General features: G+C 41.1%; 14 protein-coding genes. 12 read left to right on the top strand and 2 right to left on the bottom strand.

Annotated features, from left to right (window positions below; all coding sequences use genetic code 11):
• From QZ138_RS09735 to QZ138_RS09710, 6 genes are all read left to right on the top strand, one after another.
• Positions 1-958, top strand: a 958-nt coding sequence (locus tag QZ138_RS09735; RefSeq protein ID WP_292888848.1) for a transposase, incomplete at its 5' end; no start/stop codon positions are given.
• A gap of 181 nt (positions 959-1,139) precedes the next feature.
• Positions 1,140-3,830 (top strand): STT3 domain-containing protein, encoded by a 2,691-nt coding sequence (locus QZ138_RS09730; RefSeq protein ID WP_292888847.1) that lies wholly within the window; start codon positions 1,140-1,142, stop codon positions 3,828-3,830.
• An 89-nt stretch (positions 3,831-3,919) separates the two neighbouring features.
• Positions 3,920-4,660, top strand: a complete 741-nt coding sequence (locus QZ138_RS09725) for a Cna B-type domain-containing protein (protein WP_292888846.1) — start codon at positions 3,920-3,922, stop codon at positions 4,658-4,660.
• Between the two features lie 142 nt (positions 4,661-4,802).
• Positions 4,803-8,339, top strand: a complete 3,537-nt coding sequence (locus QZ138_RS09720) for a C1 family peptidase (protein ID WP_292888845.1) — start codon at positions 4,803-4,805, stop codon at positions 8,337-8,339.
• 240 nt (positions 8,340-8,579) lie between these two features.
• The gene (locus QZ138_RS09715; protein ID WP_292888844.1) at positions 8,580-11,027 is read left to right on the top strand and encodes an Ig-like domain-containing protein; all 2,448 of its coding nucleotides are present in this window, start codon (positions 8,580-8,582) and stop codon (positions 11,025-11,027) included.
• A gap of 128 nt (positions 11,028-11,155) precedes the next feature.
• Complete coding sequence (locus QZ138_RS09710; RefSeq protein WP_292888843.1) at positions 11,156-12,439, top strand: dicarboxylate/amino acid:cation symporter; 1,284 nt, start codon at positions 11,156-11,158, stop codon at positions 12,437-12,439.
• A gap of 66 nt (positions 12,440-12,505) precedes the next feature.
• Here QZ138_RS09710 and QZ138_RS09705 read toward each other — a convergent pair whose 3' ends face one another.
• Together QZ138_RS09705 and QZ138_RS09700 are read right to left on the bottom strand one after the other, a co-directional pair.
• The gene (locus QZ138_RS09705; RefSeq protein WP_292888842.1) at positions 12,506-12,748 is read right to left on the bottom strand and encodes a hypothetical protein; all 243 of its coding nucleotides are present in this window, start codon (positions 12,746-12,748) and stop codon (positions 12,506-12,508) included.
• A gap of 35 nt (positions 12,749-12,783) precedes the next feature.
• On the bottom strand, positions 12,784-13,281 hold the full coding sequence (locus tag QZ138_RS09700) for a hypothetical protein (protein WP_292888841.1): 498 nt from the start codon (positions 13,279-13,281) through the stop codon (positions 12,784-12,786).
• Positions 13,282-13,446: 165 nt separating this feature from the next.
• Here QZ138_RS09700 and QZ138_RS09695 point away from each other — a divergent pair, with 165 nt between their 5' ends.
• From QZ138_RS09695 to QZ138_RS09670, 6 genes are all read left to right on the top strand, one after another.
• Complete coding sequence (locus tag QZ138_RS09695; protein WP_292888840.1) at positions 13,447-14,262, top strand: hypothetical protein; 816 nt, start codon at positions 13,447-13,449, stop codon at positions 14,260-14,262.
• Between the two features lie 213 nt (positions 14,263-14,475).
• Positions 14,476-15,570, top strand: coding sequence for a GTP-binding protein (locus QZ138_RS09690; RefSeq protein ID WP_292888839.1), 1,095 nt, complete (start codon positions 14,476-14,478; stop codon positions 15,568-15,570).
• Between the two features lie 173 nt (positions 15,571-15,743).
• Positions 15,744-19,232 carry a C1 family peptidase gene (locus QZ138_RS09685; RefSeq protein ID WP_292888838.1) on the top strand — a complete coding sequence of 1,163 codons (3,489 nt, stop codon included), beginning with the start codon at positions 15,744-15,746 and terminating at the stop codon, positions 19,230-19,232.
• Positions 19,233-19,379: 147 nt separating this feature from the next.
• Positions 19,380-19,535, top strand: coding sequence for a hypothetical protein (locus tag QZ138_RS09680; protein WP_292888837.1), 156 nt, complete (start codon positions 19,380-19,382; stop codon positions 19,533-19,535).
• Positions 19,536-19,610: 75 nt separating this feature from the next.
• Positions 19,611-23,054 carry a C1 family peptidase gene (locus QZ138_RS09675; protein ID WP_292888836.1) on the top strand — a complete coding sequence of 1,148 codons (3,444 nt, stop codon included), beginning with the start codon at positions 19,611-19,613 and terminating at the stop codon, positions 23,052-23,054.
• 64 nt (positions 23,055-23,118) lie between these two features.
• Positions 23,119-23,646 carry an adenylate kinase family protein gene (locus QZ138_RS09670; protein WP_292888835.1) on the top strand — a complete coding sequence of 176 codons (528 nt, stop codon included), beginning with the start codon at positions 23,119-23,121 and terminating at the stop codon, positions 23,644-23,646.
• Positions 23,647-23,867: the final 221 nt, after the last annotated feature.

Raw genomic sequence — 23,867 nt, 5'->3', positions numbered from 1 at the left:
CTTTGAACTTCCAAATTTTCCTGATATTAAAAAAGAATTTAACGTGCCAGAAAAGAGTTTAACCAAAAAAATAGGGCCTACAGCAAAATTTTCAGCAATTATAGACACATTAAATGGTTTCATCCTTGATGGAATAATAGGAGACCATAAAGAATCAGAACAAAAATTAATGTATCAAAATCTAGAAAATATAAAAGGCATAACTCCCTTAAAATCAACAATTTTCGTTTTTGACCGTGGATATAACTCAATGGAATTTTTCGCTAATTTAATAGACATGAATACCTATTTTGTAGTACGATTAATCAATAAATTCTACAAAAAAGAAAAATTAAAAGTCAAAAGCAATGACGGAGAAATAAAACTAAGCCTTAAAGGCCAAAGAATAAAAAGATTCAAAAACAAAGAACTGCAAGAAAAATTCTCAGATGAAACCGAGCTAACACTAAGATTAACAACCATAAAACTGGAAAATGGAGAAATTGAGCACTTATTATCCAATATACCAAAAAATATCATGAATACTGACGATATAAGCTACATCTACCACCTCAGATGGGGAATTGAAACAAACTACAACACACTGAAAAACAGAGAATACATCGAAAACTATAGTGGAAAACGAAGAATAACCATCGAACAAGACATATACTCCAAATTTTTAAGACACAACATCTTTCACCATTATAAAAACTATCTAAATATAATACTAAACAATATAAAAAGAAAAAAAGGAATAACAACGAAATATAAAATAGATCAAGCAAATCTAATACGAAAACTAAACGATTACTTGCCAATAATGATTTTAAATCCAACACAAAAAATCATTCGGACATACACTAAAAAAATCATCAAAAAATGCATAAAAGCGCCAAATAAAGATGAACCCCATCCACCAACGCCCAGAAACAACAAACTAAAAAGAAAATTCAATATAAACTACAGCCTAATGTAAAAAAGGAGAAATGAAAATGAAAAAACATGACAAAAATCTTAAATTGACGGCATTGTTAATACATAATCTTTTAATAATAGTAAAATCAGATATATATACCAATAAAAATATTTTTCATATTGCAAAATTATTTTTATTCACATCTTATAATTTTAACTAAAAAATTAGACAGAGGATTTTAATGAATAGACAAACATTATTTACAATAGGCAAAGGGATTATCATTGTTTTAATCATTATGGCTATTGTATTTGCATTAAAAACTCCTGCAGCTGATTTAAATAGCTTAGATGCTGACGGTAAGGCATTATATACCGACGCATCCGGTCTTCCTTATTTCAGTGAAATGGATTCATATTATAACTACAGGTTGACCAATGATTATGTAGATCACGGCTTTGTGGGAGATGAAATGGTAAACGGCAGTGCATGGGATATGCACAGGAACGCTCCAGATGGAAATCCGGTGAGTTATGAGCTGGGTATCGTACAGTTGACATCATGGATGCATGACATGGCAAACAACTTCCTTGGATGGCACATGTCAGTTAAAGAAGTCGCATTCTGGACCGGTGCAATAATATCCACATTATGTGTAGTACCTGCGTTTATCTTTTCAAGAAGACTGACCAACGATTATGGGGCGATAGTTGCAACACTGATTATTGCACTTGCTCCGAACTACTTTGCGCACACATTCCCAGGATTTTTCGATACAGATATGTTCTATTACATATTCTCGGTATTCTTCATATTCTTCTTTGTTGAATCGATTCGAAGCGACAACTGGATATGGAAAATCGTATTTGCAATATTGTCTGTTATTTCAATTGGATTATTCGCCCAACAATGGTCCGGTTGGATCTTTTACGTTGCACTGATGGGATTCTTTGCTGTTGTGTATCTGATTGTATCATTAATATTCAATGTTGATGGAGACAGGGACCAATATCCAAACGTCCTGCAATGGCTCGTGCACAACAAGGAATTCCTTTCAATTGTTGCAATCGGTGTAATTGCATTTGCAGGCCTTGCCGTATTCCAGGGTATCGATGGTGTTACCGGAATATTCTCAAGGGTATTTAGCCTGCTTAACTTGCAATCCGCATCCGTTGCGGTAGGTGGATTCCCTAACGTACTTATTTCTGTTGCAGAGATGCAAATGCCAAGCATGCTTGGTGCTGGAATGACCTCAATGTTTTTAGCAAGTACAGACGGTTTCATCAACGGTATCGGTGGTATCGCAGTATTCTTTGCAGCATTGGTTGTGCTCTACATCCTTGTTTCAAGGGCATGGAAATTCAGAAAAGTCAGACAAAAACCTGTTGTTGAAAAAGGCAAAGCCCAAAAAGGCAAAAGGGTTTCCGCAGCTGAAAAGCTTGACAACAGCCGCAAATTCAAATTCTCACTGACAGATTTGAAATTCGGCGGGGATAATGAAGTGCTTTCAAGCAAAAGACTGACTGTTTTGTATGCTACATTATTCGTTGTATGGGTAATAGTAACCGCTCTTGCAGTATCCAGAGGTTCAAGGTTCATTACCACAATCGTACTTCCTTTTGCATTCCTTGCGGGAATATTTGTCGGATATGCCTGTGACTACATCAAAAACAGACTCAAAAACGACAACTGGATTACCGTTGCAGTGCTTCTATGTGCATTCCTAGCAGCTGTGCCTCTTGCAACAATAAACACCATCTACGGTATTGCATTATTTGCTGTAATCGCAGCAATCGGACTTGCAAGCATCTACGCACTCAAGGACAATTCAGCAGACAAGAAACATGTTCCAATCAAGAAATATGTTCTAATCGTAGCTATGGTCATTGCGCTTGTAACTCCGAGCGTCTGCGGAGCATTCCAGACCTCAAACGGTGTTGTGCCGGGTACACAGGACTACATGTGGAATGCACTTGAGTGGATTGGAGACACCCAGGACAACGATACAGTAATCACATCCTGGTGGGACTACGGTTACCTCTTCGAAGTTGCAGCCGACAGGCAGGTAACATTCGACGGAGGTTCTCAGTCAGGGGACCGTGCCTTCTGGCTGGGTAAGGCGATGACGACGGACGACCTGGAGCTTTCCGCAGGAATATTCAGAATGCTGGATTCAACAGGTAACCGTGCGGTCAACAAGTTAATCGAAATCACAGACTCTCCTGGAAAATCAGTTGACATACTGCTTGACATCCTTCCAAGAACATCAAGTGATGCTCAAAAGCAACTGACAACCAAATACAACCTGAATGCAGACCAGGCAAAAGAGATAGTTGGATACACCCACCCTGACAATCCACGGCCTGTAACGTTTGTCGCATCAAGCGATATGATTGTCAAGGCGGGATGGTGGAGCTACTTCGGTGCATGGAACTTCGATAACCAGACATCCGAAAACTACAACTACGTAATGCCTTATGAGTCAGTAAAAGTTGGTCCTAACCAAAACGGCACACTCACACTGCAGGAACAGGGCGGAATGACAGTCAACGCCGTAATCGAGAAAGGTTCCGGAAACAATACCACAAACGCTCATGTGGATTCAGTATACACTGAAACCGGCGAACCGCTCAAGATCAACGACACAGAGTACAATCCGTACAAGATTTCCAGATTAATCGTAATCGAAGACGGATACCTCATGAAAAACGAGTCCATCAAAGGCGCTGATGACGGCAACTTCACAATGCTTTTAATGGGCCAAAACAATGAGTACACTCCTATACTTATGGACAAGCACCTTGAAAACTCAATGTTTACCAAGCTGTACTTCTACGGCGGTGCCAACCAGAACATATTCGAGCCTGTGCACTCAGAAAACGGTGTGATGCTGTTTAACGTAAACTTTAACAATACAAAAGCAGGTAAGTAACATTACCTACTTTCCATTTCTTTTTTTATACTACTTTTAAATACAATCAATACCATAAATATCACACAACCACATAAGTGAGGTGTGATATGAACAGAAAACTGACATTGATTTTAGCGTTGCTCATTTTGGTCGCAGTTTCCGTTTCCATCGCAACGGCGGTCAACGACACTCAGGATGAATTAACAACTGACGATTCATCAGATGACACCATTGCCGTTGAAGACACCGGTAACGTTCAATCCAGCCAAAATACGGGTAAGCTGGGTGACGGAGGACTCAGCATCGAGAAGGTATGGAATGACAGCAACGACAAGGAAGGAAAAAGGCCTTCATCAATCAAGTTTGCAATCCTTGTCGACGGCAAGGAAGCCGAAACCGGTGAGATAAGACAAAACATGAGCTGGAAAGCCACAATTGATCTGGCGATTTTACAGGATTCCACCTATGAGGTTGTCGAAAAGGACGTTCCCGACGGCTATGAGGCCAATGTCACAGGAAGCGTGAAGGAAGGTTTTGTCATTACAAACACATTAAAAGACACTCCAAAAAATGACACTCCTAAAAATGACACCAGCAAAAACGCTACAGACAAAAAGGACCTCGACAGCGAGAAGCCTTCATACAACGGTTCCAAACAGGTAACCAAAATCTCAACAAAGACAACAACAAAGGAAACTCCGGTTGAAAAGGAGAAAAACGATACCAACGACACCAACGCAACCGAAAAGCCTTATTATCTCTACGACACCGGCAATCCTATACTGATAGGCGTCATTGCAGTTGCGCTTGCGGGAATCGCTTATGCACTCTACAGAAGAGGAAAATAACTAATCAGCTTTTGTCCACGGCATGTCCGTGGCACACTATTTTTTTACTAATTAAATATTCATTTTCCTGAAAAAATTATATATAATATTATATATCTGATGGGATATAACATAAATTGTAAATAATTTTTTGAGGCATGATATGAAAATTTATAAAATAATTTTGACATGCCTGCTTCTGCTGGTCCTTTCAATCAGCATGGTAAGCGCAGGAGATGTCAACGAAACTCAAAGCACTCTATCTGTTCCGGATGAGGGAAATTTCTCAGACCTTGACAGTGACATTCCCGACTCCGGCAGCATAGAGCTTGAAAAGGACTACAAATTCAATCCGGAAACGGAAGGAATGTATGTAAGTGGAATCAACATAACGACTCCCAAGGACAGTGAACTTATAATAAACGGAAACGGAAGGACAATAGACGGGGCAGGCAATGCCACCATTTTCAAATTTGTAAACTCCACCGCAACAATCAGCAATCTGATTTTAAAGAATAGCGGAAGGTCTGCAATAATGCTCTACAACACCACACTGAAAACGGTCAACGTCACATTCATCAACAATTTAGACTCTGAACAGGGCGGCTCAATCTATGCCGTTTTGGGCAGCAAATATACAAGCGTCAATGACCGCTTCATAAACGGATATGCCCCTCAAGGATCTGCAATATTTGCCTGGCTATCGACTGCATTCATAGAAAACGCAACATTCAAAAACGACAAGCGAATCGACTGGGGCCTTATCTATGGAAGAGATTCCTTAATCGCCATCAACTCCACAACAATAGCCAACATCACCTCAAGGTATGCCACTGCCGTATACAACACAGGCTATCTCGTTGTAACCCGGTCAAAATTCATCAATCTCTCGGCCAATTTCACCGCAGGTGCAATTGCAGCCAAGGAAGCGAAAGGAGTGAGGGTAGATAACTGTGAATTCATCAACGTGACCTCCCTTAGAAACGGTGGGGCAATATTTTTCGACTTAAACGGTGACAAGGGAAGTTCAGATGCGAATTGCATCATCTACATGTCATCATTCACCAACTGCTCTTCCGAGTTCGGAGGGGCAATACTTCAGCTGGGAGGCTTGCTGAATTTGAGCCTTTCCAACTTCACCCGAAACACCGCATTGGTTGACGGCGGAGCTGTGTATACCTCCAATGCAACCCTTGAAGCATCAGGAAACATATTCGATTCAAACGCCGCATCACAATATTTCGGAAGCGGAGGAGCGATATTTTTCGATTATGGATCACTTGAAATCGAAAATTCAAAATTTGTGAACAACACTGCTTGGGAAGGTGCAAGCCTATATGCATACGATGCAGGATATGAAATAACGGCGTCCAACTTCACAGGAGATTCGAACGATACGATACACACCTATTTTGATGTTAAAGGCTCCATTATCGATGAGGATGTCATAATCAGGGGAAACGTGACACTCAACGATACCTACTACGGATCATATGTTAATTTTACAGGAAAGCAGATTGTTCTCAACAGACGGACAGTAGATGGAAAAATCACAGATGCCTATTTCAACCTCAATGACCTGGGGCTTGTGACTCCGGTCAGGGACCAGGGTTCACTGGGGTCCTGCTGGGCATTCGGTGCTGCAGGGGCATTTGAATCAGCTTTCCTGATTGCAACAAACATCACATTGGACATTTCAGAAAACAACATGCACAGTGCGGAATTAAGATATTCAAAATATGGGAAATCCACTTTGACCGAAGCCGGAACCGCCTTAATGGGAATGGCCTATTTCGCAAGCTGGCTGGGTGCCCTTCCTGCGAAATATGATGAATATGACGAGCTGGGAAAAATCTCATATGTAATGTTTTCAAAGGATTCATACCATGTTGTGGATATTAAGATGGTGGATTCTAATGACAGAAACGCCATTAAGGATGCCCTTCTCAAATACGGGGCCCTGACCGTTTATGTGGAAGGTGCAAACCCGAACAACGATTTCTTCAATAAGGATACCTCTGCGTCCTACTGTGATAACTCAACATATGGAAACCACTTCGTCACACTGGTGGGATGGAACGACACATTCTCCAGGGATAATTTCAAGATAACACCTCCAGGAGACGGTGCATGGATATGCAAAAACAGCTGGGGTACAGGCTGGGGAGATAAAGGATATTTCTACCTTTCATATTACGACCTGCCGCTTAGGAAGGTTCCTGCGGTGGCTTATGTCATAAACAACACCCTTTCCTACAGCAATCTTTATCAGCTGGACGTCGGGGCAATTGACCTGATTTACAGCACTGATAACAAATCCACTCTGGATTATGCTAACGTCTACACCGCAATCTCTGACGACTGGATTGCGGCTGTGGGAACATACTTCGAAGAGCCGAATGAGGATTATGAAATCATAATCTCCATCAATGACTGTGAGGTCTATACCCAAAAAGGAAAATCCTCCTTCATGGGATATGAGACAATAAAGCTGAACACATATGTCGCAGTCAATGCCGGAGACAAGTTCTCCATTGAAATGCGCTGTCATTCCATACCTCTTCTTGCGGTGACAAGACAGCACTTCGAAGCGGAAACATCCGTGCAGTACACTCCTGAGGGTACAGTGGACCTGACCAAATACGGAAGGGTTGCCGCAGTCAAGGCATATGCCCTTCCTGCAAACTTCACAACACAAAACGTCAATGTCTACTACTCCCCTTCAATAACAGTCCCATCCAATCTCACAGGAGCTCAGGTAATCATTGAAAAGGACCGAAAGGTCATAGCTTCAGGCGTTGTGGAAGACGGCAAGGTGACATTCACAGGAATCGCACCAGGAAACTATGTGATGCGCACCATCTACAACGGAACTGAAATCCGCAGTTCATTCCTCATAAACAATACCATAATTGCGCCGGAGGATGCCAAGATATCATTCAACACCGACCTGACAGTTGAGGCAAAGTTTTTAAGGGGTGACGGAACTCCGCTCAACGATACTACTGTTTCAGTGGTGCTGGACGGCAAGACATACACAATGACCACCGGGAAAAACGGAGAATTGGCTCCTGTACTTGAAGATTTAAGCGTCGGAGAGCACAAGTTTGTCCTTAAAAACCCTGCAACTGCAGAAGAGTGGACAGTCACAGTCAATGTGGTTTCAAGATTTGCAGAATCAAAGAATATCAACATGTACTACTATGACGGATCCTCATTCAAAATCCGTGTGATGAACAACGGAGGAAATCCTGCAGGCGCAAACGAGATTGTCACAATCAAGCTCAACAAGAAGACCTACAGGGTTAAAACCAATGCCCAGGGATATGCAATCCTGAAGATTCCAAACACACTCAAGCCGGGCAAATATATTCTTGTGGCATCTTATGCAGGCGTTGAAATCAAGCATAATGTCAATGTGAAACAGGTCCTCAAGCTTTCAAAGGTCAAGGTCAAAAGGTCAGCCAAAAAGCTCACCATAAAGGCAACCCTGAAACAGGGCAAGAAGGCCTTGAAGGGCAAAAAGATAGTCTTCAAGTTCAAGGGCAAGAAGTACACCGCAAAGACAAACAAGAAGGGTGTCGCAAAGATAACCGTCAAAAAATCGGTGTTAAAGAAACTTAAGGCAGGCAAGAAGGTGAAATATACTGCAACCTACCTCAAGGACACCGTAAAAAGAACTGTAAAGGTTAAAAAATAGGGAAATCTTTCCTTATTTTTCTTTTTTTTGAGTCTGTAAAATTTTAGAGGATTAGATGTTTTTCGGTCCAATTTTTGATTTGGCAGTCTAAAAATGTTAAAATTCCATTTTTTTTGTCCGGTATAATTTCTTTAGGATTATACATTTTTGCATTAACTTTTAACATTTTTCTTTTTTCAGCAACAATTATATGCAATCGTTTAACATAGTATATATTAAAGACATTATGGTGAAAATATTATGAACAAGAAACTGTTATTGCTTGCGGTATTTCTGATGAGCATGGTTGCAATATCAGCGGCAAGCGCAGCCGAAAATACGACCGACGAAATTTCGGAAGTGTCAAAGGACACGGATAATCTGGAAATCGTTCAGGAGGATGAACTTGGCACACATCCGGACGATTCATTCTGGGCACTGCAAACACAGATAGATGAGGCAAGGCCAAACTCCACACTGACCCTGGATAAGGACTACAAATTCTATTCTGGAAATTTTTGGGAAAAAGATGAATCGGGTATCGGAATTCATAAGAATTTGATAATTGACGGTAATGGCCACACCGTGGATGCCGATGGCCGGAACTCTGTTTTCACAGTCGATGGAGGCAATGTGACACTTAAGAACATCCACATCATAAACGGATATTATGGAGCGCATGGTGGAGGTGTCAACGTTAAGGGCGGATTATGCACAGCCATAGGATGCACATTCGAGAACAATAACGCAACTTTAGGTGGTGCCATGCATAACGGCACCGCCATTAACTGTACATTCAAATCCAACTATGCCGATGGTGAGGTCTCTGAGGGTGGTGCAATGTATAAAGGCACTGCCATAAATTGTGTATTTATAGGAAACAAGGTGATAAACTCAAGACATGCAGGATATGGTGGTGCACTGGCTTATTCCACTGCCATAAATTGCGTTTTCATAAACAACACGGCGGACCGCTCCGGAGATGCAATGTTTTTGGGAACTGCCGATTCCTGCATTTTCGAAAACAATGGCTGGGATGGAACAGACGTCCGCCAGCCTTCCTTTGAGGTTTCCGATTACTCATCTTCCTGCTGGTCAGGGGATAGGCTGCAGTTCAACCTTAAGGCAAACACAACCGATTATCTGATAGTAAACAGAAACATCAACGTCACAATATATGGCGAGAACAGGGAAAGGATGTTTGGCTTTACCTGTCCGAGCGGATCATGGTTTGTGGATTTGCCTGCAGGGCAATATATTGCCGAATGCGTTGCAACCGATTATCCTGATATTGAAGGGCGCAATGTGACATTGAAAATTTCACAGTCAGATTCCGCCGTTAAGGTAAACTCATACAACTTCACGGTCGATTATAACGATATCATGTTTGAAATCACTTTGCCTAAAATCGCAACGGGCAACATGACAGTCACCCTCAACGGAAACACATCAACATTCAATGTCAGCGAAAAGGGCATCGTGGAGGACAGGATAATGACCATGACATGGAGGAACGCTTTCCTTCCGGTAGGCCAGTATAACATGGCCGTATCATATTCCGGAGACCGCAACTTCAAGCCTGCAGCCTTCAATGCGACTTCATATATCCTTCCATTAAGCGTTGAACTCAGCATAAACGCCACATCATCATTGTATGTTGGAAATACAACTAAAATAGAGTATAACATTACTCCGTCAGGCCTCAACGGAACTCTCACATTCGAAAGCAGCAACCCTCAAGTGGCTACAGTCGATTCAAACGGCACTATCACTGCTGTCGGCGGAGGAACTGCAATCATCACTGCATCCTACTGGGTCAGCGAAAACTATACAAATCCAAAAGCAAACATTACGGTCAGCGTAAACAGGCTCGGCTCACAAATCAATGCCGATCCGGTTGCAACAACATATAATGTCGACAGGGATTTGCTAATCACATTGACAGACGCCAAAGGCAATCCCTTAAGCGGCCTCAATGTCACTGTCATGTTTGATGATGCAGGGGAGTACGCCACTGATGAAAACGGTCAGGTCAGGGTCAATGTTGCCAATCTGATTCCGAAAACATACAATGCCATAATAACATTCGCAGGCAATTCCGTATATCTCAATTCAACATGCAACGTCAATGTCACTGTCATGAAGGCAACACCAAAATTAATTGCCGATTCTGTTGCAGCAACCTACAATGTCAACAGGGATTTGGTAGTCACATTGACAGATGCCAAAGGCAACCCCTTAAGCGGCCTTAAGGTCACTGTCATGTTTGATAATGCAGGGGAGTATGCCACCGACAAGAACGGTCAAATCAGGGTCAATGTTGCCAATCTGGTTCCGAAAACATACAATGTGAAAATAACATTCCCGGGCAATTCCGCATATGTCAATTCAACATGCAACGTCAAGGTGACAGTCAAAAAGGCAACCCCTAAGTTTATTGCCAAAAAGAAAACATACAAGGCAACCAAGGCCAAGAAGTTCACCATAACCCTTAAGGACAACAAGGGAAAAGCGATCAGGAATGCGAAAGTGTGGATTTCAATAAAGAAAATCACCAAAAAGGCCAGGGCCGTAAAGACCAACGCCAAGGGAAAGGCCACATTGAAGTTTTCCAAAAGCAAAAAAGGAAAATATGTGGTGACAATTAAGTTCAAGGCAAACAAGTACTACAGTTCCGTCACCAAAAAGGTTAAAATAACAATAATGTAGGTGCTTCAGCACCTGCACTATCTTTTTTGAAGACTCGTAACATTTAAGTGTCATGTTTTTGTAAATTAAATTATTGAAGTAGTTTCATCTAATGAAACTATCTATATGTTAAATTCAGGATGTAAACTATGTTGGAGAGATTGAAAAAGATTGGCCTGGGCAGTTGGATAATAATTGGAATGATTTTAGGATTGATATTCGGTATAATTATAAATCTTTTCATACATGACCCCTTCATTAAGGATGTCCTGCTCATGAACAACGTATTCTATCTGGGCGGCAACGTATTCATCAAATTAATGAAAATGCTGGTTGTGCCGCTTGTTTTTTGTTCAATCGTTGTTGGTGTGGCTTCAATTTCGGATATTAAAACATTAGGTAAAATCGGCGGTTCAACCATACTGATATATCTTTTTACAACCGCTGTGGGAGTGACCATTGCTCTTTTAGTTGCGGGAGTAATTCAGCCGGGTACAGGTTTAACTTTGGCGGACGTTGCTCCATCAAATGTAACAATTAACCAGTCAATGACCGACACTCTTTTAAATGCAATTCCGGATAATCCTATCAATTCTCTGGCTAGCGGAGACATGCTGCCCATTATTATATTTGCAGCTTTGCTCGGTTTTATCTTATCCAAATTGAAAGATGAAGCAAAAATTGTTAATAGGGTTTTTGTTGAGGGTGACAGAATCATGATGGAAATGACCGCTCTTGTAATGAAATTCGCTCCAATCGGTGTTTTCTGTTTAATGGCCAAGACTTTTGGAAGCCTTGGATTTTCCGCCACATTGCCATTATTAAAATATTGCGGCTGCCTGCTGTTGTGTCTGGCAATTCAGCTTCTGGTCATCTATCCGTCACTGCTGGTTGCCTTTACAAGATTGAATCCGATTACCTTCTTCAGGAAATTCCTTCCGGTCATGATTTTCGCATTCCCTTCAACTTCGGCTGCAACAATTCCTATCAATTTGGAAAAGCTGACTGAAATGGGCGTTTCTAAGGATGTATCATCATTCACCATTCCATTGGGAGCCACCATAAATATGGATGGGACTGCAATCATGCAGGGTGTTGCTGTCATGTTCGCTGCTCAAGTGTATGGTGTTGATTTGGGCACTTCAGCGCTCATAACTGTAATTGTAACTGCAGTGCTGGCTTCAGTTGGAACGGCAGCTGTGCCTTCTGCAGGAATGGTTACCCTGTCTATGGTATTCACTTCCGTTGGCTTGCCTTCAGGAATAATTGGAATTATTATGGGCATAGATTCCTTTTTAAACATGTGCAGAACAACAGTAAATATAACCGGCGATGCAATATGTACAATTATCGTTTCATTTAAAAATAAGGCAATGGATACCGACGTATTCAATGGTAAAAAACCGGCGGATTTCAAAAAATATTTCAATTAACATTTCTCTTACAAAGGCATGCTGATTAATCTAAAAATCCCCAACTTCTTGAAAGTTGGCGGAAATTCAATTTTTTCTTAGTTTTTGTATTGTTTTTAGGTCGAGTTTGGTGGCTTTGGCTATTGTTTCGTCATCTATTCCTAGTTCGATGAGGTTTTTGGCAATATCCTTAACGCCTTGTCTTTTCCATTTTCTTTTTGCTTCTAGTTTTCCTTCTCTTTTTCCGTCGAGGTAGGCTAGGTTGACTGCTTCTTCGAATCCTGTTACATTTGGTTCGAAGCCGTAATCTTCTGCTTTTAGGTTTAACATTTTAATCAATATTAAATGAATAAATTGAGGGTTATTTATTCATTTCTTAATTTTTTTATTGTTTTCAGGTCGAGTTTGGTGGCTTTGGAGATTATTTCGTCTTCGAATCCTAGTTCAATGAGGTTTTTGGCTGTATCTTCAATACCTTCACTTATGCCTTCTCTTTTTCCGTCGAGGTAGGATAAGTTGACTGCTTCTTCAAATCCTGTGACGTTTGGTTCCAGCCCGTAATCTTCTGCTTTTAGGTTTAACATATTTTCCATCTCCTTTCTTTCTTCCTTTTTTATAAATCTTTGCATTACTTTCTTTTGACAGTCTATCAGGTCGCAGTGAAATTCTCTGTCGAGTATTTTTGCATTGCGTATTAATTCAGAGGTCATTTCAAGCAATTCCCTGATGTTATAGTCATGAGTCATGTCGGGGACAATGAGCAAGTCGATTGCCTCATTGTCAGTCAATGGAATGTTGTTTTCATTTTTGTTTCTAACCACATTTAAAGTTTCTGAACTTGCTTTGACTTTGTAAAATTGCACTGGTTTCGTAATATTGCTTTAACTTTATAAAATTATTATACTTTTGTAATATTGCTTTTATTAAGTAATTATATGTAAAATCAAGTATTTTAATTCTATTAAAGTAAAATTTAAATACTTTAAAGACAATATATTCAAATTAGACAACTTTGTGAGGTTTTCAAAATGTCGGAATTTCAGGAAGACATGATTTTCAAAAATGTCAATGAGGAGGATACTAAGTTATTTTTGGATATTCTCGGCATCAAGTCAAATAAGGCAAGAATAATGACGCAAGAGCTACGAGAACTTGATCCGACAACATTTGTTCCAGATATAATTTTGGAATTGGATGAGGAAATCCGAATAATCGAACTTCAATCAGTTAAAGTTCACAAGGTCCACCACAAGAGATTTCATGTATATTTGGCAATGGCTGACTTGAAATTCGATAAGTTCGGTAAAAAAATCACTTTGTCTGTTTTTTCAACAGCGGAGAAATCTAAAAAAGTTAGATTCAATGTAAATGATGATAATGTTTTCATATATGATGTAATAGGTTTAAAAAATTATGATACAAGCGAAATTATTAATAAGATTAACTACAAAATAGAAAATGATATTGAAATAACCGGTAAGGAATTAATACTGTTCGCACTGGTTCCGATTATCGAAAAAACAGGTGAAGTCGAGGACTATGTTGAATATGTGGTCAACACATTGTTGGATCTTAAAGGATTGGCAACATCAATTAAATCCTTGACCTATGGAATTGAATGGCTGATTGTCGATAAGTTTGTTGTTGATGAGAAAACAAGGAATGTATTGTGTGATGTGTTAGGTGATAGGATGAGTTTGATTCATGAGTATGCTAGGAACAAAGAAGATAGATTGATTAGAAATTTGCTTCGAGCGGGCAATTCTCCTCAAAAAATAGCAAAAGATGCTAAAATTCCTCTATCTAGAGTTAAACGTGTTGAAAGAACTTTAAAGTCTAAATAATTGCTTTGACTATTATTTTCTTTTTTAATATTTGATTTTTTTGGAACTATATTGAATATATGGTCAATTTTTGGAATTAGGGGTTTGGCAACTTCAATTAGGTATTAATTGGTTTTCGCTGTTTTTTTAGAATTAGAATTTTTGCATAGACCCATAAACTTTTTTATAATATGAAAAACTAAAATATTAATTACTAATTTTAGGAGAAACCAGATGGGAATTGAAGACAAGATAAAATCTATTGAAGAGGAAATCCAGAAGACACCCTACAACAAGGCTACCTCTCACCACATTGGAAAACTTAAGGCAAAACTGTCCAAATTGAAAGAGGAGTCTCTGCAGAGAAGCAGCGGAGGGTCAAAGGGACAGGGGTTTCACGTTAAAAAGTCAGGAGACGCAACAGTAGTGCTTGTAGGTTTCCCGTCTGTGGGCAAATCCACTTTGCTCAACAACATCACTAATGCAGAAAGTAAGGTCGGAGCCTATCAGTTCACAACCCTTGACATCGTTCCGGGCGTCATGGAGCACAAGAACGCAAAGATTCAGGTCTTTGACATTCCTGGAATCATCACAGGGGCAAGCAGCGGAAAAGGCCGTGGTAAGGAAATCCTTTCGGTTGCAAGGACTGCCGATTTGATACTTGTGGTTCTCGACACATTCAACCCTCAGCACCTTGACGTAATCATAAGGGAGCTTAGGGCAATCGGAATCAGGCCGAACGAGCATCCGCCGGACGTCACCGTCAAAAGGAAAAAGCTCGGTGGTGTGAAGGTTTCAAGCACATGCAAGCTCACACATCTGGACGAAAAGACCATCAGGTCAATTCTAAATGAGTACGGATACATCAATGCAGACGTTCTTTTTAGGGATGACGTCACAATGGACCAGTTCATCGACGTTTTGGACAGAAACAAGTCATACGTTCCTATGCTCATTTTGCTAAACAAGGTGGACCTTGTGGATGAGGCATATATCGAGGAGCTCAAGAAATACATTCCCGAGTTCATTCCGATTTCAGCCGACAAGAACACCAACATAGACGAGCTCAAGGATTTGATATTCGACAATCTCGATTTGGTTAGGGTTTACCTCAAGCCTCAGGGAAGAAAGGCCGACATGGAGGATCCTCTGGTCATCAAGAAAGGCTCAACCGTAATCGACGCCTGCGGAAAGCTCCACAGAGAATTCGTGAAGAACTTCAGACATGCGAAAGTCTGGGGAACATCAGTCAAGTTTCCGGGTCAGAAGGTGGGACCGGACCATGTCCTTGAGGATGAGGATGTGCTCAGGATAATCCTCAAGAAATGAACACTTTTTTTTTTTAATCAATCCCATTTTTAAATCATGATAATGTTTAAATAGTTGACAAATTATATTTTTATTTAGAACTGTTGAAAAATTTATATAACAATAGTTCGATATTATTAAAACGTTTCGATTTTAATAAAATGTTTTTAAAATTATTCAAGGGAGTATGAACAATGAGTCCATGGAAGATATCTGTCATATTTCTTCTTCTTATTCTCACAATCGGCGCCGTTTCGGCAAGCGATGATATAAGCGAAGACATTATGGCCAGCAATAATGATGATTCAATGGAAATCGCCGACGGCGATATTGATGACAAGCAGGAAATCACGCAGGAAGATAAAACCGGGGATGCAAGCCACAACTATACTGAACTGGCTGCGGATATTGCTTCCTCTTCGGGAACATTTGACATAAGATACAACTACACATTCGATGAAAACGATGAACCCAACAAGGTCATACTAAGGGAAAAAGACGATTTTGTAATTAACGGAAACTATTTCACCCTCAACGGAAACAATAAGACTGCATCGCTGATTATTATCGGTTCAGATAATGTCACAATCAACAATCTTATTTTCACCGGGGGCAATGGAATGGGAGCATTGGCTGTTGTCAACAGTTCCGTGACTTTGAACAATGTTTCATTCATTGACAATGTCGCAGGCGATTCCGCCGGAACGTTGTATGTGGTGGAGGCTTCTTTTGTAACCCTGAACAATGCCAGATTCGCTGACAATGTTGCAGGCGATAGGTCTGGATCTGATATATATGTTGAGACATCACAATTGAGATGTTTAAATTCACAGTTCACATCAAAATATTCAACCAAATACGGCTCAATCTTTGCCAAGGTTGCCTATGCCGTCTTTTTGGACAACTGTACCTTCATCAATATCTCCTCAACATACTCTCCGGCATTGTTCTGCTGGAGCGAGGAGAGCATTACATATGCGGTTATCAACAATACCAGATTCATCAATCTGAGCGCAACTGAAAGCGCCGGTGCCGTTTCATTGAAGCTGGCGAAAAAGGGGATAATTGAAAACTGCATATTCGAAAATACCCGTTCTGTCAAGAATGCCGGTGCGATATTCGTCGACACTATAGGCGAAGGCGCAGGAACCGGCAGTGTCGACATCATCAATGTGACCTGCACCGACACATACTCATCCTTTGGAGGAGCCATTGTCCAGATAGGAGGAAACCTGACAGTCATGGATTCTACATTCACAGGATGTCATGGGGATTATGACGGCGGAGCAATATACGTTTCATGGGCATCCGCACAAATCAAAAACAGCACATTCACTTCAAACCATGTGGAAAACAACAGGAAATATCCGTCACTTGGAGGGGCGATATACTTTGACTATGGCGAATTGAATCTGACCGACTGTGAATTCAACGCCAATAATGCACTATCCGCAGGCGCCATATGTCTATATGATACAAAATACCGTATCGACAACATAACATTGAACAGCAATGGCGATGAAGCTGTCCTGACCTTTTTCGATATTTCCGGATGCGAAATAGGTGCCCTGCACGGAACGGACAATGTCTCCGCACAGGACATTAACAGGACTTTCTATCCGGGATGCATTTCAGAGGAGGGAAAAATCATAACCCTCATCACCAATAACTTAAATCTCACAACTCTTCCGATCCGCTTTGATTTAAGGGACTACGGCTGGCTTACAGATGTAAGGGACCAGGGACTTATGGGTTCCTGTTGGGCATTTGGTGTAACCGCAGCATTGGAATCAGCCCTTTTGAAGGCAACAGGAATTGCATATGACCTTTCAGAAGACAATATGCAAAATCTAATGATTAGATACAGTAAATATGGTGATTTGACCTCTCCTGAGGGCGGTTTCACTTCAGAGGGTGCGGCCTATGCGCTGAACTGGTTTGGAGTATTCCCAACGGATTTCGACACCTACGATGAGTTGGGCAAATTTTCACCGGTAATATCATCAGGGGAAAACATCCATGTTCAGGACATGATTTACGTCCCTATAAACATGACAATTGCGGGCGGAGACCCTGCCGTCAAAGAGGCCATCCTCAAATATGGTGCAGTGGCCATCTCATATTTTGCCTTTGAAAGCAACGCTAACGGCTCAAGGATTTATTACAATAGCACAACATTTGCGCAGTATGACCCTGACGGCGACGACGGCAACCATATAGTTGCCATAGTGGGATGGGATGACACCTATCCACGGGAAAACTTTGCAATTGATCCTGGACATGACGGCGCATGGATTGTCAAAAACAGCTGGGGCAAGCAGGCCTGTGATGAGGGATACTTCTATCTCTCCTACAGCGACACGACAATCTCTTCAGATGATGTTTTGACTTCTCCTGTCGCATTCATCTTTGAGAATGCCCTGCCTTACAACAGGAACTATCAGTATGACCTTGGCGCATTATATTATTTCATGGAATACGATGAGAGCAATCCGCTATACGGTAATCCAGTAACTTATGCGAATGATTTCGCTAGCCTGGGCGATGATTTAATCGGCGCTGTGGGAACCTACTTCAATCAGGCAGGCGTTAACTACACCATCCGCATCACTGTCAACGACATTGAAGTCCTAACACAGGAAGGCATCTCACCATATTACGGATATCACACAATCAAACTGGACAAGTATATTCCAATCAACGAGAATGATGAGTTCAGCGTCTACATTACCTCAAATGCGGTGCCTATCTGTACAGATACGAGGGTGCATTATCAGAACAATATTTCACGAACAGACTTCAACGGAACCTGGGTGGACCTTGTCAGCCTGGATCCTGACTCCCAGCAGGTGGCATGCATCAAGGCATATACCCTAAGGGACAATACCCTCGTCACACAAAACAAGGACATTACCGTGGATTACGCAAGCGAATCCTACTTCACCGTTCAGGTCGTAACCGCTGACGGCCATGCAGTCGGTGAAGGTGCAATTGTCAATTTCACAATCAATGGAAAGACAACTGCCGCTTCCACTGATGCTGACGGCATTGCTAAAGTTGCAATCACTGAGGTTCCAGGCACTTATGAGGTAACAACCACATACACCAATCAAACATACAGGAACAGTGTTTCTGTAAAATTAAATCCAAGCACCTGTAAAATTACAAAAAACAAAGATATTACAGTGGACTATGACGGCGGAGAATACTTCTCAGTCAAAATCGTTTCAGCTGACGGTAAGGTGGCCGCTTCCGGTGTGAGCGTCAAATTCACAATCAACGGAAAGACAACCACAGTCACAACAGACAAGGACGGAATGGCTAAAGTTCTGATAACCGATGTTCCGGGCAAATACACAATGACAGTTGGATTTAACGCAAACTCAGTCAAAAACACAGTCACCGTAAAACAGGTGTTGAAGGCCAAAAAGGTCACAGTCAAAAAGACCGCCAAGAAATTTACCTTAAAGGCAACACTTAAAATTAATGGTAAGGCCGTAAAAGGCAAAACAATAACTTTCAAGTTCAACGGCAAAACCTACAAGGTAAAGACCAACAAGAAAGGCGTTGCCCAAAAGACATTGAACAAGAAAGTCATCAAAAAGCTCAAAAAGGGCAAAACCTATGCGGTAAAAGTGACTTACCTCAAAGACACCATCAAAACCACAGTCAAAGTAAAATAGATGAAATCCCCTTTCATCTATTCTTTTTTTTTAATTATAATATCTTCAAGGACAATAATCTAACAATGACAGCCAGGGAAAACCTTGAAGCCGAAGCACTTGGTGTGTGCTCTGCCGAGGCATTTGAGAAGTATCCGGAAAGCACCTATGAGCTGGGACATAAGCGATTTGGAAATTGACGAGGCAGCGGAACTGGTTGAGGACATCATCGAAAACGGCGGAGACTATCCGGTCGGCAACATTGATTTCATAAATTCGTTATTTATATATGCATTCATTGATAAAGTTTTAATCATGTTTTAAATGTTTGAACAAAAATCAAAGCTTTTCGTGAATTTGAATAACATTTAGCATAGAATTTTTAGGAGTTTGAAGCGGATGAAATGCAAAAAAAGCATGATAATTTTAATGATCCTGACTGTTTTTCTCTTTGGCATTGCCTGCGCATGCGCCGGTGATGTGAACGATACTGCAGTCGCCTGCGATGACAGCATGCCAATCGAATCAGTACAGGACAATAACTTGAATAGTTATGAAAACAATGAAATACTGACAGATAATCCGAAAACATTTACACAATTGGAAAGCGACATTAATGAATCACCGAGCACCTTTGATGTGGGATATGATTATACATTCAGCAATGAAAGCGACAAGGGTCCTGTCGTCATCGATAAAAGCGACTTCACCATAAACGGAAACAACCATGTTCTGGATGGAAACGGACAATCAGGAATATTCAACATAACCGGAAAAAATGTAACAATCAACAACTTGATTTTTAAAAACGGCAAGACCGCAAGGGAAGGAATTGTAGACTCCACAGGTGAGATAACACTGAACAACGTCACCTTCATAATGAACAATGTCACCTATATCAATGACCACATCACATATCTTGGAGGAGCAGTTGCCAATCATGGCGGGAAAATCACATGCATCGATTCAAGATTCATCGACAATCATGCGGAGTCAGGTTCAGCCATACTCATAGAAGATGGAGAGTTATATGTTAAAAACACCTATTTCACCTCTGCCATACCAAACAAGTACGGCCAAATCTGGGCAAGAAGCAGTCAGGTTGAAATCGATAATGCGCAATTCATAAACCTGTCTTCGATTTATTCACCTGCAATATCTCTTGAATACTCCAATATGAGACTGACCAATTCAAAATTCATCAATCTCACAGCGGACATGTCTGCCGGTGCAATTGGCCTTAAAAGATATGGAAACCTGTATATCAAAGGCTGCGTGTTCAAAAACACCCGTTCATTTAAAAATGCAGGCGCCGTCAATGTGGATTATATCGACTTCGGCAATGACAGCATGAACGTCACAATGCTGGACACCACATTTGACAATTCATATTCCATGATCGGAGGTGCATACATCCAGCTTGGAGGCCGCCTGGTCATGAACAATACAAACTTCACAAACAACAGGGCAACATATTACGGCGGAGCGGTTTACCTGTCATTTACCGAAAGCCGAATCAGCAATTGTACCTTTGACTCAAATGCTGTTGAACTGGTTGAAAATTATACGACTTCAGGAGGAGCCATATTTTCCGATTACAATAATCTGACAATCACAAATTCCAGATTCATAAATAACTCTGCCACCGAAGGCAATGCGGTATATGCATGTGATACAAGCTATAACATTACCGGATGCACATTCAGGGACAATAAAAATGCACTATATTCCTACTTTGACAAAAATCCGTGCAGTCTCGATAATAATGTCTACGGCAATGACACTCTAATCACAAATGAAACCCTTTCCTATGCCACATATGTCGATTCGCCTGCATTGAAATTTGAACCGATCACCAATACCATAAATGTCACAGGCATTCCGAGCCGATTTGATTTGCGCGATTGGGGATGGGTAACTCCGGTTAAAAGTCAGGGACATATGGGTGCCTGCTGGACATTCGGAACCATAGCATCATTGGAATCAGCATTACTGAAGACATATGGACTGGAGTTTGACCTTTCAGAAGGAAATCTTCATCATAATATGATGAAATATTTCAAATACGGATGCATAATTAGCGATGAAGGCGGAACGTCACCATTGGGCGATTCATATCTTATCGGCTGGTACGGTCCCGAGCTGGAGACGGAGGATGTCTATGATGAGGTTGGAAAACTTTCACCATTCAAGACAAGCGGTTATGATACCATTCACGTTCAGGACGTGATTGTCATTGCCAACGATGATATCGGAGTCGGCTCAAAAATCAAATCTGCAATCATGAAATACGGTGCATTGGCAGTGGTGTATTTTGCAGACGTAACCGGTGCGGGATATTATGATTATGAACATTCATCACAATACACCAATGAAAGTCTGGAATCGAATCATGAGGTTTGTGTAATCGGATGGGACGACAGCTATTCAAAGGACAATTTCCTCATCACTCCGCCGGGCGACGGTGCATGGATAATCAAAAACAGCTGGGGAACCCAATTTGGAGACAATGGAATCCTTTACATTTCATATTACGATAAATCATTCTCTCATGGAGATAACCAGGTCTTTGGAATGATACTTGAAAACAACATACCCTACAATAAGAATTACCAGCATGATTTCACATGGATGGGCAATTTTATAAGCCTCCATGACCTGACAGGCTCAAACGGCAATATCACTTATGCCAATCAGTTTGAATCAGCAGCCGATGACCTGATTGCGGCTGTTGGAACATACTTCAATGCCGGTGAGGTAAACTACACCGTTAAAATATATGTCAATGATGAACTGAAGCTCACTCAGGAAGGAGTCTCCCCATATAATGGATACCATACAGTCAAGCTGAATCAGTACATACCGATCAGGAAGGGTGATGTTTTCAAGGCGGTTGTGACTTCAAACGCCATGCCTGTCATCTATTGCGAGCAATCAAGAGTGCATTTCAGTGAAAACATGTCATTTGTATGGTATGACGGCAAATGGGAGGACCTGCTGAGCGGCGCCGTCATTGCCTGTCTGAAAGTCTACACAGTCAATGACACAAGCGCCGTTGTCAACAACAATGACATTACAGTTGACTATGGCGCAGGCAAATACTTCACGGTCAACGTCAAAACCGATGACGGACATGCGGTTTCAGGCGCCGTCGTCAAGTTCGACATTGGCGGCAGGACAACCACTGCTTTTAGTGATGTGGATGGTGTGGCTAAATTTGAAATAACTGATGTTCCGGGAACATATGAGGTAACAACCACATACAACAATAAGACATACAAAAACAGTGTTGCTGTAAAGTTAAATCCGAGCACCTGTAAGATTACAGAAAACAAGGACATTGCAGTGGACTATGATGGTGGCAAATACTTCTCCGTTAAAATTGTCTCAGCAGACGGCAAGGTGGCCGCTTCCGGCGTTAGCGTCAAATTCACAATCAACGGTAAATCCACAACTGTTACAACCGATGCTGACGGCATTGCCAAAATCAGAATAACCGATGTTCCTAAAAAGTACGTCATTGAAACTGCATTCGATGGAAAATCAGTCAAAAACACTGTAACCGTAAAGCAGGTCTTGAAGGCCAAAAAGGTCACTGTCAAAAAGACCGCCAAGAAATTTGCCTTAAAGGCAACACTTAAAATCAACGGTAAGGTCGTGAAAGGCAAAACAATAACTTTCAAGTTCAACGGCAAAACCTACAAGGTAAAGACCAACAAGAAAGGCGTTGCCCAAAAGACTTTGAACAGGAAAGTCATCAAAAAGCTCAAAAAGGGCAGGACATATGCGGTAAAAGTGACTTACCTCAAAGACACCATCAAAACCACAGTCAAAGCAAAATAGATGAAATCCAATTTCATCTATACTTTTTTTAATTTTAAATATCTTGAGGGACAATACTTTATCAATGACAGCCATATTCATAACAGGCACACCGTGTGTCGGAAAGACAACTCTTGCAAGCAGATTGAATGGACGATTGATTAAAATAAATGACTTGGCAATAAGTCATGGTTTTGTGTTAGGCATCGATGAGAATAAGGGATATAAGGTCATCGACATCGAAAAGTTGTCATCCTATGTAGATGAACTGACAAAAGATTGCGAAGAACTGCTGATTTTTGAAGGGCACCTCTCCCATTTATGCGACGGCGCCGACAAGGTGATCGTTTTGAGGGTCCGCCCCGAGATACTTGAGAAGAGACTGGCCGAAAGGGACTATTCACAATCCAAAATCAGGGAAAACCTTGAAGCCGAAGCCCTTGGAGTGTGCTCAGCCGAGGCATTTGAAAAGTATCCTGACTGTACATATGAGCTGGACATCTCTGATTTGGAAATTGACGAGGCGGTGGAGCTGGTTGAGGACGTCATCGAAAACGGCGGTGACTATCCGGTCGGCAGCGTTGATTTTATGGAGTGGCTTGTTGAAAATTAATCTTTTTCTTTTCTGATTAAAAAATAAGAAAAATAAGGAAGTTAATCCTTATTTTTTGACTTTAACTGTTTTTTTAACTGTTTTTGTTGAGTATTTTACGCTATAAGTTACCTTTTTACCAACTTTAAGTTTTTTCAGGACCTTTTTCTTGATGGTTACTTTTGCAATTCCTTTTGCATTGGTTTTTGCCTTGTAGGTTTTGCCTTTGAACTTGAACTTGA

The organism is Methanobrevibacter sp. UBA212 (assembly GCF_905233225.1).
In the GTDB taxonomy this organism is placed as follows: Archaea; Methanobacteriota; Methanobacteria; order Methanobacteriales; family Methanobacteriaceae; genus Methanocatella.
Note: the sequence above shows the minus strand (reverse complement) of the source record. Positions and strands in the feature narration are given on the sequence as shown.

Excerpts from the sequence above, each read along its gene's own strand:
- QZ138_RS09730 (WP_292888847.1), top strand. The coding sequence starts at position 1,140 with ATGAATAGACAAACATTATTTACAATAGGCAAAGGGATTATCATTGTT.
- QZ138_RS09725 (WP_292888846.1), top strand. The coding sequence starts at position 3,920 with ATGAACAGAAAACTGACATTGATTTTAGCGTTGCTCATTTTGGTCGCA.
- QZ138_RS09715 (WP_292888844.1), top strand. The coding sequence starts at position 8,580 with ATGAACAAGAAACTGTTATTGCTTGCGGTATTTCTGATGAGCATGGTT.
- QZ138_RS09710 (WP_292888843.1), top strand. The coding sequence starts at position 11,156 with ATGTTGGAGAGATTGAAAAAGATTGGCCTGGGCAGTTGGATAATAATT.
- QZ138_RS09680 (WP_292888837.1), top strand. The coding sequence starts at position 19,380 with ATGAGCTGGGACATAAGCGATTTGGAAATTGACGAGGCAGCGGAACTG.
- QZ138_RS09675 (WP_292888836.1), top strand. The coding sequence starts at position 19,611 with ATGAAATGCAAAAAAAGCATGATAATTTTAATGATCCTGACTGTTTTT.
- QZ138_RS09670 (WP_292888835.1), top strand. The coding sequence starts at position 23,119 with ATGACAGCCATATTCATAACAGGCACACCGTGTGTCGGAAAGACAACT.
- QZ138_RS09705 (WP_292888842.1), bottom strand. The coding sequence starts at position 12,748 with ATGTTAAACCTAAAAGCAGAAGATTACGGCTTCGAACCAAATGTAACA.
- QZ138_RS09685 (WP_292888838.1), top strand. The coding sequence starts at position 15,744 with ATGAGTCCATGGAAGATATCTGTCATATTTCTTCTTCTTATTCTCACA.
- QZ138_RS09690 (WP_292888839.1), top strand. The coding sequence starts at position 14,476 with ATGGGAATTGAAGACAAGATAAAATCTATTGAAGAGGAAATCCAGAAG.
- QZ138_RS09695 (WP_292888840.1), top strand. The coding sequence starts at position 13,447 with ATGTCGGAATTTCAGGAAGACATGATTTTCAAAAATGTCAATGAGGAG.
- QZ138_RS09720 (WP_292888845.1), top strand. The coding sequence starts at position 4,803 with ATGAAAATTTATAAAATAATTTTGACATGCCTGCTTCTGCTGGTCCTT.